We start from the raw sequence: 9924 nt of genomic DNA on the forward strand, positions 1-9924 counted from the left end.
GCCACCGTCGCCGTCACGCCGCCCAACGAGACCACCTCCCTGACCCTGAAGTGGCCCTGGGGCCCGCTCGTCGACCAGATGGGCGCCACCCACCCTGGTGGCCGGCGCGGGTACGGTCATCGGCGTGCGCCGCCGCAAGGGCGCTGCCGGTCCGGGCACCACGGACGTCACCACGCAACCACGACCCTTTCTCCGGAACTCTGACAACCCGAAAATCAACGGCCTGAGAACCCTTGACGCCGGAGACAAAGACTCCAGGGGGCCGAAGGCCAGGAAAGAGATCTCCATGAAACTGCGCCGCGCCCTGTCGGCTGCGATCGCGACGACCGCCCTGCTCCCCCTGGCGGTGGCCGCCGCGCCCGCCTCCCAGGCGGCCCCTGCCGCGGACCTCCCGAAGTGCTCCGACGTCGGACAGCCCCACAACAACACCCTCGCGGGCCGCACCTCCGGCATACCCGAGGCGATCACGCTCGGCTCTGACTGGATGCCCTACACCGCCACCCTCACCAACACCTCGGCGAAGGAGCTGAAGTCGTTCGGACTCAGCGCCAGGACGGGCAGTTACGTCTACAACCCGGGTGAGCGCGACCTGAGCCCGTACAGCGATCTGCAGTACTGGGACTCCTCCCAACGCGCCTGGAAGACGCTGCGCCAGGCCGATGGAAAAGCCCGCGGCACCGTTCCCGGGCCGAAGACGCTCAAGCCCCGCGAGTCCGTCCACGTGCAACTGCGGTTCAGGGTGAGCAAGGACCTGCCCCTGGACCAGACGTACCAGGGGTACACCGGCCTCACCGGCACCTTCGCCGACCGCTACAACAACACGGACTGCCTGGTCCACAGCTACGCCGAAGGCGAGTTCTACCCCCCGCAAGGCTGAAACCCGCCGATAGGGCTACCACCGCCGCGGCGCACCGCACCGCCCATCCGCGGCGGTAGCCCGCATCGACAACACGTCCGAGACCGGAGGCGAGGCCCTTGCGTAGCATCGGAGCGTGGGTGGTGCGGGCCGCTTCGATGCTGTGGATGCTCGCCGCAACGGGAAGAGGAGCACGGCGGTTTCCGCCCTACGGCTGCGGCGGCTTCGGCAGTGTGAGGATTTCGGCGCCGTTCTCGGTGATGGCGATGGTGTGCTCGCTGTGTGCCGTCCGGCAGCCCGTCGCGCTGCGCAGCGTCCACCCGTCGGCGTCGGTGACGAGTTCGGCGGTGTCCGCCATGACCCACGGCTCCAGTGCCAGCAGCAGCCCGGGGCGCAGTCGGTATCCGCGGCCGGGCCGTCCGGTGTTCGCGACGTGCGGATCCTGGTGCATCGTCGATCCGATGCCGTGCCCGCCGAACTCGGTGTTGATCTCGTATCCGGCCTGGCTGAGGACTGTGCCGATGGCGTGGGAGATGTCGCCGATACGGGCTCCGGGCTGGGCGGCCGCGATCCCTGCGGCCAGTGCGCGTTCGGTCGTCCTGATCATCTCGATGCTCGCCGGGGGCTGCGCGTCGCCTACGACGAAGCTGATGGCGGCGTCTGCGGCGACTCCGCGCCGGGAGACGGCAAGGTCGAGTGTGAGCAGGTCGCCGTCGGCGAGCGTGTAGTCGTGGGGCCGCCCGTGGAGCACGGCGTCGTTGACGGCCGTGCAGATGTAGTGGCCGAACGGGCCGCGTCCGAAAGACGGCGCGTAGTCGACGTAGCAGGACTGTGCTCCTGCCTCGGCGATCATGGTCTTGGCCCACCGGTCGATGTCCAGGAGATTGGTGCCGACCGCGGCCCGGCCCTTCAGTGTCTGCAGGATGTCTGCGACCAGGGCGCCGGTGTCTTTCGCCCGGGACAACAGGGTGGGGTTCAGGATCTCGATCATGTGCCACTTCCCTAACGGAACCAAAAACTATACCGGTCAAACTATACCGGTACTAGAATCGGGGACATGGTCAGACTGCCGCTCACCCCCGCAGAGGTCGCACGTGGCCAGCGCCTCGGCGCGCTGCTGCGCCGGGCCCGGGGAGAACGCTCGATGCTTGAGACCGCGCTCGCCGCACAGGTCTCACCGGAGACACTCAGGAAGATCGAGTCGGGCCGCGTGGCCACCCCCGCCTTCCCGACCATCGCGGCGATCGCCGATGTCCTCGACCTCTCTCTCGACGCGATGTGGGCCGAGATCAGCCGCTGCGACAATGAGGCCGGAGCCGCGGACGCCGGTCATCGCGCACGTGAGCCGCTGACCGCGTAACCCTCCGCCCCACCACCGCGCCGGACAGCCGACGCCAGAGGACCACTCGGCCCGGCTCACGCCTGCCGTGTGTTCGGCACACCCGGCCGGCCAGGCAACGTCGAAGACCCCGGCGAGCACGCCCGCCCACGGCCCGGCGAGCCCACCCCAGGCAGGGGCGCAGGTGATCAAGTGTGGAGGTGATCGAGCCGCCGTCGCCGGACACCGAGGCTACGCCTGACCTCGCCGCGAAGATGAGATGCACGACACGGTTCGAGGGGAGGTGAGCGACCTTCCCCGCTGATCCTGTCGCAGCGGGACGGCGGAGCTGAGGGCAGCCTGAACCCGGCGGTGCCGACGAGGGTGGGAGCAGCCCTGACAACGCCGGGGCGGTCCGACACGGCCAGATGGTACGGGTCCGGCTTGGTCCTGACCGACTGCAAAAGGCAGCCGGCGAGGAGGCCTGCGGCCCGCTGAGCCCGTTTCGCCAGGGAGAGCTTCGCGCAGGCAAGGTCAACGCGTCCCTCCCTGCCGCCGGGAAGCGAAGGTCTACAGTTCCCCGCCTTCGGACGGTACCGGCGACGAGGAGCGGTGGACCGCCGCACTGCCCTGCGTCGAGGTCCTGGCGCTGAAGCGCAGGCGTCTGTCGAACAGTTCGCCCTTGAGGAGCTTGGCGTCCTGGCGGTACGAGGTCAGCGTCCGCCAGGGCAGCCTGGTGCCCTGACGCGGGAGTTCGTCCATCGACCTCATGACATAGCCGGCGGTGAGATCGAGCAGCGGCCGCGTGGACATGCCCGCCTCGGGAACCGCGACAGCGATCTCGTCCCCGTGAGCGTCCATGTGCTTGATCAGGTCGCAGATATAGCGGCTGGTGAGACCCACCTTCAGGGTCCACGACGACGACTTCGTGTATCCGAGCGCCACGACCCAGTTGGGAACACCGGAGAGCAGCATTCCGCGGTACGTCACGGCGTCGGGGAGAACGACGGGCTTTCCGTCCACGCTCTGCTCGACACCCCCGCAGAACCGCATATGGAGACCGGTCGCCGTCACGATGACATCGGCCTTCAGCTCGCGTCCCGATGCGAGCAGGGTGCCGTTCTTCGTGAAGCGCGCGACCCGGTCCGTGACGATCGAGGCTTTACCGTCACTGAGCGCCCGGAAGAAGTCGCCGTCAGGAGCGGCACACAACCGCTGGTCCCACGAGTCGTACGGCGGATTGAAGTGGGTGTCGACATCGAAGTCGGCCGGGAGGGCCTTCTTGGTGTAGTGACGGATCACGGCGCGACCGGCGCGCGGAAACATCTGTACCAGTTTGACGAAACTCTGGTCGAGCCAAATGTTCTTTCGCCTGGTCAGCGCGTATCCGCGTACGGTGCCGAACAGTTTCGTCAGCTTCAGCGACAGCGCGTCGACTCGCGGCTGCGCCATGATGTAACTCGGCGCCCGCTGGAGCATCGTGACATGTGCCGCCGCGTCGGGGCCCGCCGTCATGGCCGGCAGGAGAGTGACAGCCGTGGCGCCACTGCCGATGACGACCACGTGCTTGCCGGAGTAGTCGTAGTTCTCCGGCCACTGCTGCGGATGAACGATGTCGCCGGCGAAATCGTCACAGCCCTCGAAATGGGGCGTGTATCCCTTGTCGTAGCGGTAGTAGCCGGTGGCGCCGTACACCCACCGAGCCTTCATGGCCAGCTCGGTGACTGCTCCCCTGTCGTCGGTGGTCCGCACCTTCAAGGTCCACGAGCCTCGTCGCTCGACCAGTGCGCCGCCACGACTTCGTGCCGGAGCCGGATGAGCCGGTCCAGATCGAACTCCTCGACGGTTTCCCGCAGGTAGTCACGAATCAGACGGCCGTCGGCGATAGCGGATGCGTGGCGCCATGGCTTGCATTCGTATCCATAGGTGTGCAGGTCGGAATCAGAACGGATTCCGGGATACCGGAAGAGGTCCCACGTACCCCCGATGTTGTCACACCCTTCGAGTACCACGATTTTCTTTCCAGGGAACTCCATCGTCAGATAACAGGCAGCTCCGATTCCGAAAATGCCCACCCCGAAGACGACGACGTCACAATGTTCTGCCGTGCCGGTGGAGTCATCCATGCCATCACCTCCTCTTCACGATTCAGACTGAAATCATGATGCAGAGGACTGGCATGGCGTCATACGCCATCATCGCGCGCATTCTGACCGGGGCGGTGCACACTGCACACATCCCGAGCGCGCCGCGCTGAGGGGCCAGGGACCGGGGCGGGCCTTCGCCCGGGTCAGTCGCCGAGCCGGGCTCGTCGCAGCTCCACGAACATCAGCGCCGCGTCGACGCTGGTGGGATTCTGGTCGAGAGGCCGCGACAGCATGCGCCGTGCCCGGGTCAGCCGGCGGTCGATCGTATTCCGGTGCGCGAACATCGCGTCGGCGGTGCTCGATATATTGAAGCCCTCACTCACGTACGTGCGGACCGTGCGCTGGAGGGTCGGGTCCGCCGTCGCGAGTTCTCCCAGCGCGGCCTCCACGAACGCCTCCGCCTTGCTGAGATCGGCCGTGAGCAGGTCGACCAGGTGAACGTCGTCGTAGCGCACGACGCTGTGGGGAGACTGCATCCGCGCGAGGAGGCGTTGCGCGGCAACGGCATCCAGGTGACTGGTGCGAAATCCGTCGACGCCTGGCGCTACCCGGCCGAATGCCACCCTGACGCCCCGCGTCTTCCTCCGAACCTCGTGAACCGCCGTCATCGGCGGAAGATCCGCGCACGGCATCCACAGCCACTGAACGGCGGTGCCCGACACGATCGTGAGACGGCGAGAGGCTCCGCATGCGCGCATCACGCGTTCGGCCGCACCCTCAAGGCGGTTGGCGTCTTGCTCCGCATCGGCCCATGCGATCGCCGCGAGGTGATGCCCCGTCAGTGCGTAACCGAGCTGCTCCTCCGCCCGGCTGCGGCTGATCGGCGCGCCTTCGAGCAGCAGTTGCACAGTGGTGTAGCGCAGGGTGTGGGCACCGTGCCCCAACTCCGAGCGACTTGATCCACGTAAGCCTGCACTGCGGCGATCGAGTCGTCGACGAAGGTCGTGATCGAGTGTCCGGACACCTCGATCAGCTCATGCAAGACCTCGTGATCCGTGGTGGCGTCAAAGCACGCATGAAGCCACCGACGCCAGGCGACTCGCTGAGCGGCCCGCCAGGAGCCGCGCTCATCGACGTCCATGCCTCGCAGCGCCAGGTCCCGCGCGAAACCGGCCATCTCCGGTTTCTCGGGCGGGGGCACACGGCGGCCCGGCCGGTGCGGGTTCGACATGAGCCAGTGCGCCATGTTCGCCTTGTTGATACGCCGGTCTGCTTGCGCCAGCACCGGATCGTCCGCCAGTTCGCGCTGTCGCGCTTCACGCTGGGAGGCGTCCCACAACGCGTCGACCGCGTCCGCCGACAAAGGCAGCATCTGCTCCGCAAGGCTTCTGATCAGTTCGGACACCCGCGCGGAGGGGGCCGGCCAGCGCTCTTCCATATCAGGCATGTTCCTGCTCTCGTCGAGGTGGTCCGAGGGTTCGAGGGGCCGATGCCACCACATCCCGCACCGCCCCGGCCACCAGCGGTTGGTGAGGCCCGGAGGGCCCGAGGCCTCCAGGGGCACCTTGCGGCCATGACGGCGGGGTGGCCAGGCGGCCTGCGGGTTATCGGATGTGCACCATGCACCACCTTCGGCGTGAATGGGGGCTCCATTGGTCTGGAACGACGCTGCCGATTGGCGCACGGTAGAGAACTGAGTCGCAGGTGACCGGCGGAACGCTCGGGACTCAGCGAACGGCGGACCGCCTTGGGTGGGCCTCGACTACGGCATGCGCATCGGTTCCTGCCGGACCCGGTATTCCCGTGCACTATCGAGAAGGAGTGGCATGACCAATTCAGCACCCGCAACAGCCAAGTTGCCGCGGGTTTCGGGCTCCGCGCCGGTCGAAGACATCCTGGCCCCCTGCCACAGGGACGGTGGCGTTATCGTCGAGGAGCTCTTCAGCTCGGACCAGGTCGAGCGGTTCAACCATGAGATCGAGCCCTCGCTGCGGAATATTTGTCCCGGAGGGCAGCACCAGGACGAGTTCGCCGCCGAGTTCCACGGAAAGAACACCAAACGGATCACCGATCTGGTCACGCGCAGCGAGACGTTCCGGCGTGAGATCATCGACCACGACCTGGTGCACGCACTCGCAGATGCCGTGTTTCTGGAGGAGTCGGGCAGCTACTGGACGACCACGGCACAGGTCATCGAGATCGGGCCCGGCAACGCTGCCCAGCAGCTCCACCGCGACCTGGAGAACTCTTTCCCATTCGTCGGCATGGGACCCGCGGGCCCGGAAGTGACCATCAACTTCCTGATCGCCCTCACCGACTTCACCGAGGAAAACGGGGCTACCCGAGCCATCCCGGGAAGCAACCACTGGGAGAACTTCGAGGACCACGGAACTCCCGAACAGACGGTCCCCGCTCGAATGCGTGCCGGCGACGCGCTGTTCCTCAGCGGGAAGACCGCACACGGCGGCGGAGCCAACCACACGACCGACACGTATCGACGGGCACTGAGCTTCTCTCTCAACCCCGGCTATCTGGTGGGCGAGGAAGCCTTCCCCTTCCTGATCGACCTGGAGCCGGCCAAGTCACTACCACCCCGGGTCCGAAGTCTCGTCGGATTCCGCCCCCAGTACCCGAAGGGCACTCCGGGACTGTGGCAGGTCGACTCCGGCGAACTCGCCGATCATCTCGGGCTCTGAGGCTCGTAATTGAGCGTTTTGTTCGGTGGTGGGCGCCTGGTTCCGTCTTCCGTCGAGTCAGGTGGCGCGCCGGTTCGAGGGGTACTCCGGTGAGGCGGCGGGTCTTGAGGTCGGTCATGGGCAAGCTGGAGCATGGCTTCGAAGCGGTGCGGGCGGGTTTCGTAGTCGCGGGCGGCGCCCAGGAGCTGCCAGGAGTCCAAGTGCCGATCCGGCACCGGGCTACCCACATCGAGAGACTGCGAGGCCGGTACTGACGCAGGCTGCGTCACCAGCCCCCCGCGAAGCCACAAAGCAGGCCAGGCACTTTCAGTAAGGACTCGCGCACCACCATCAAGTACGTACGGTACCTTCGCAGGGCTCGGACACCGTCAGCGTCCCTCCTAAGACTCTTGCCCAATGTGCAGCGGGCCGGTCGATGCATGATCACAACCGAATAAGCTATGTTCATGTCACGTATACGCGTCACCCTCGCTGCTGCCCTTGTCGGAATTGCCGCGCTCACCTCCTGCTCCTCCAGCGGCGACAAGCCGACCTCCGCCTCGGGCGGGCCGGGCGGCGGCAAGCCGGCCACCTCGCCTGCCCCGAAACCGATCACGAAGAACCTCGCTCAGGCAGATCTCACCCAGGCACTGCTCGGCAACGGCGAAACCCTTTCCGGGTGGACCCTGCACGGCAGCAAGTCGGTGACGGATGGGCAGTACTGCGACGCCAGGGGGAATGACTCCCCTCCGAAGGGATGGATCCGGGGCAGCGACTCCTCCTACGAGTACAACGGGTCCACGAACAACATGGCCTTCGTGCACATCTGCCTTTTTGACACACCCGAGGACGCCCACAGCACCTACATGAGGTGGAAGGGCACCGAGCCGAGCAAGGAGCTGGCGCCGAAGAGGCCGGTGGGTGACGAGAGCACGATGGTGATCAATCCAGGTCTTAGCGAGGACAGCGTCTACGGGTTCAGCCGCTCAGGCAGGATCAACATCCGCGTAAAGATCGATGGCGGCAACGGGGGCGACCCCTCGGGCGCACAGGCCATGCTCACTGCGACGCTGAAGCGGCTACAGCAACTCCAGGACGGGGAGCCCGCCTCGGTCACGGCCACGGAGGAACTGGCCACCGCCAGGAAGTGACCAGGAGGGCAGGTGGAGCGCCCGTCGCCGGCGCAGAGGCCCACATCGTCGTCCTCGAAGTGCTGCGCCGTACCAACGCCGAGCAGGCCGCGCTCGTGGCCGTCGCCGCAGCTCGTACACCCACCGTCGCCCCTGCTCCGACCAGGGTGTAACAGAAACGGATCTAAAGTACCTGTGGGAGCGGTGATCAAGGCCGCGCCCCCTCCCCTCGGCCCTGGCCTTGATCACCGCCGTTCCTCCGACGCGGAAGCAAAACTCCGTCATACCCGCGCTTGACGGTGGTCCGGTCGGATGTCAGGGCACGGGCCCGTCCAGACCGCGACACGCCCCCCGCGAACAACACCTTCTGGTCACGTCCCGCCCGCAGCCTGACCAGCCGACACGCAACCGCGTACCCCCTCGGCATCCAAGCCGAGGCACAGCCGGCACGGCGCCGTCTCCCGAGACGCCTCCAACCTCGCCGTTATTCTGTTTTGTCAGCCACCCACGAGCGCCCGCAACGTCTTCAAGCAGCGCCTGATCGACGGGAGCGCGCCGCCGTCATAACGGATGTCGAGCGCTCCGGCCGCATCGTCGACATCACCTCGCGGGCGGCGTATGGCGTCCGGGACCATACCTTCCATGCGGCGACCAAGAGGGAGCTCGTGGGGCGCTCCCGTTTCCTGGGCCCTGGAACTCGCGCCGGGCGGCATCGCCTCCAGCGCGGTCTCGCCCGCCCCCACCGCGACAGAGATGTTCCGCCGCACGCGGCCCATTTGGCAGCGAGGCGGAGCGCAAGGCGATCGCCTCGATCCCGCCCGCCTGGACGCTCCCGACGACGTCGCCGCGGCCGTCTCGTTCCTGCTGTCCGGTGGCGCCGGGCTCATCACCGGCCACGTCCTCGGCATCGACGGCGAAAGCACTCTCGGCGGACGCTAGTGCTGTGACCGGGAAGGTTTGCCGGATTGCTCGTTGCGCTAGTCGGATGTGAGGAATTCAACCGGTGCGAGGAGAGCGGCGTGGCTTGACCGGACAGGATTCAGGGGCGTCGTCGCCTCGGCACGGCAGGGGGGTACGGGAAATACCCCGAACCGGGGTGGAGCCGACCAGGGCCGATCCCAACATCTGGATGAAATGCGTGACCTGCTCGCCGCCACCGACCGCCTTCACTCCGGCGACGAGCTGCCCCAAGGGGAACGCGAGACCCTGCTCGGGTGGATCCGTTCCTTCGAGCAGGCCGCGCAGCGACGAGTAGCCTGCCCACCCAGCTCGCGCGAGCCGGGGAGTTCGCCGCCACCTTGCGTGCTCGACTTCCGCAGTACGCGGCTGTCTCATAGCCTTGCAGCGAAGCACATCGCAAGTACACGCGGACAGTGGTCCCCGTGCCACCAGCTCCGGGTGCATCCGTCCGGCCACGGCGATATCGGGCACGGGGAGCGGATGTGGTGACGACGTTGACGGTGAGATGCGGCGCGTCGGATTCACACGTGTCCGTCAAGGGAGCCTTGTAGTCGCCTCATGAGGTCAGCCACCCCACACCGGGCCTGGCTTCTGGGCGGGCAGGGTGCGCAGACAAGACGGTCGGCGACACGTTGTTCTTCTCGCGCCAGCGGACGGCCCCTTCACAGAGTCCGATCGCTGAATCCATACCTGCCGCAGGGACTCCACCGCGACCAGGGCCAGCAAGATTGACGGTGCCGCAGGTGCCATCACGGCAGGTCGAACTGGCCGCCGCCTATGTCCACTCACTGGACGCCTAGGCAGTTTCGTTTGGATCGGTTGGTCGTTGGTCCAGGTATGCCGTTAACCGACGTGCAGTGGGCACGGATCGAGCCGTTGCTGCCGGACCGGGCACCGG

Annotated in this window: 11 protein-coding genes and 2 pseudogenes; 8 read left to right on the plus strand and 5 right to left on the minus strand. The window is 66.9% G+C overall.

Features of this window, described 5'->3' with window-relative positions; translation table 11 throughout:
* Window positions 1–204: pseudogene (locus tag ACH4EB_RS38160) on the plus strand (hypothetical protein); the annotation flags it as partial.
* Window positions 205–286: 82 nt separating this feature from the next.
* Window positions 287–877: a hypothetical protein gene (locus tag ACH4EB_RS38165; RefSeq protein WP_398353116.1), complete on the plus strand. Its 591-nt coding sequence runs from the start codon at window positions 287–289 to the stop codon at window positions 875–877.
* 187 nt (window positions 878–1064) lie between these two features.
* Here the strand turns inward: ACH4EB_RS38165 and map are convergent, their stop codons facing one another.
* Window positions 1065–1847 (minus strand): type I methionyl aminopeptidase, encoded by a 783-nt coding sequence (gene map / locus ACH4EB_RS38170; RefSeq protein ID WP_398353118.1) that lies wholly within the window; start codon window positions 1845–1847, stop codon window positions 1065–1067.
* Between the two features lie 66 nt (window positions 1848–1913).
* Between map and ACH4EB_RS38175 the strand changes: the two genes are divergently transcribed.
* A complete protein-coding gene (locus tag ACH4EB_RS38175) occupies window positions 1914–2216 on the plus strand; it encodes a helix-turn-helix domain-containing protein (RefSeq protein ID WP_398353119.1) in 303 nt (100 codons plus the stop codon).
* A gap of 528 nt (window positions 2217–2744) precedes the next feature.
* On the opposite strand, the gene ACH4EB_RS38180 is transcribed toward ACH4EB_RS38175, so the two are convergent.
* The 4 genes from ACH4EB_RS38180 to ACH4EB_RS38195 all read right to left on the minus strand — a co-directional run bounded on the left by ACH4EB_RS38180 (window position 2745) and on the right by ACH4EB_RS38195 (window position 5699).
* Window positions 2745–3932: a flavin-containing monooxygenase gene (locus tag ACH4EB_RS38180; RefSeq protein WP_398353120.1), complete on the minus strand. Its 1188-nt coding sequence runs from the start codon at window positions 3930–3932 to the stop codon at window positions 2745–2747.
* Window positions 3929–4300 (minus strand): NAD(P)-binding protein, encoded by a 372-nt coding sequence (locus tag ACH4EB_RS38185; RefSeq protein ID WP_398353122.1) that lies wholly within the window; start codon window positions 4298–4300, stop codon window positions 3929–3931. The genes ACH4EB_RS38180 and ACH4EB_RS38185 overlap by 4 nt, the downstream gene beginning before the upstream one ends.
* 164 nt (window positions 4301–4464) lie before the next feature.
* Complete coding sequence (locus ACH4EB_RS38190; protein ID WP_398353123.1) at window positions 4465–5169, minus strand: PucR family transcriptional regulator; 705 nt, start codon at window positions 5167–5169, stop codon at window positions 4465–4467.
* Window positions 5100–5699: a hypothetical protein gene (locus ACH4EB_RS38195; protein WP_398353124.1), complete on the minus strand. Its 600-nt coding sequence runs from the start codon at window positions 5697–5699 to the stop codon at window positions 5100–5102. Before ACH4EB_RS38195 ends, ACH4EB_RS38190 begins: the two co-directional genes overlap by 70 nt.
* Before the next feature lie 388 nt (window positions 5700–6087).
* On the opposite strand from ACH4EB_RS38195, the gene ACH4EB_RS38200 reads away from it, so the two are divergent.
* The 5 genes and pseudogenes from ACH4EB_RS38200 to ACH4EB_RS38220 all read left to right on the plus strand — a co-directional run.
* Complete coding sequence (locus ACH4EB_RS38200; protein WP_398353125.1) at window positions 6088–6957, plus strand: phytanoyl-CoA dioxygenase family protein; 870 nt, start codon at window positions 6088–6090, stop codon at window positions 6955–6957.
* A 446-nt stretch (window positions 6958–7403) separates the two neighbouring features.
* Window positions 7404–8087: a hypothetical protein gene (locus ACH4EB_RS38205; RefSeq protein WP_398353126.1), complete on the plus strand. Its 684-nt coding sequence runs from the start codon at window positions 7404–7406 to the stop codon at window positions 8085–8087.
* Window positions 8084–8239, plus strand: coding sequence for a hypothetical protein (locus tag ACH4EB_RS38210; protein WP_398353127.1), 156 nt, complete (start codon window positions 8084–8086; stop codon window positions 8237–8239). Before ACH4EB_RS38205 ends, ACH4EB_RS38210 begins: the two co-directional genes overlap by 4 nt.
* Before the next feature lie 469 nt (window positions 8240–8708).
* Complete coding sequence (locus tag ACH4EB_RS38215; RefSeq protein ID WP_398353128.1) at window positions 8709–9005, plus strand: SDR family oxidoreductase; 297 nt, start codon at window positions 8709–8711, stop codon at window positions 9003–9005.
* Between the two features lie 186 nt (window positions 9006–9191).
* A pseudogene (locus tag ACH4EB_RS38220) lies at window positions 9192–9403 on the plus strand (MerR family transcriptional regulator); the annotation flags it as partial.
* Window positions 9404–9924 lie beyond the last annotated feature (521 nt).

It is taken from the genome of Streptomyces sp. NPDC018045, assembly GCF_044327445.1.
Lineage (GTDB): Bacteria > Actinomycetota > Actinomycetes > Streptomycetales > Streptomycetaceae > Streptomyces.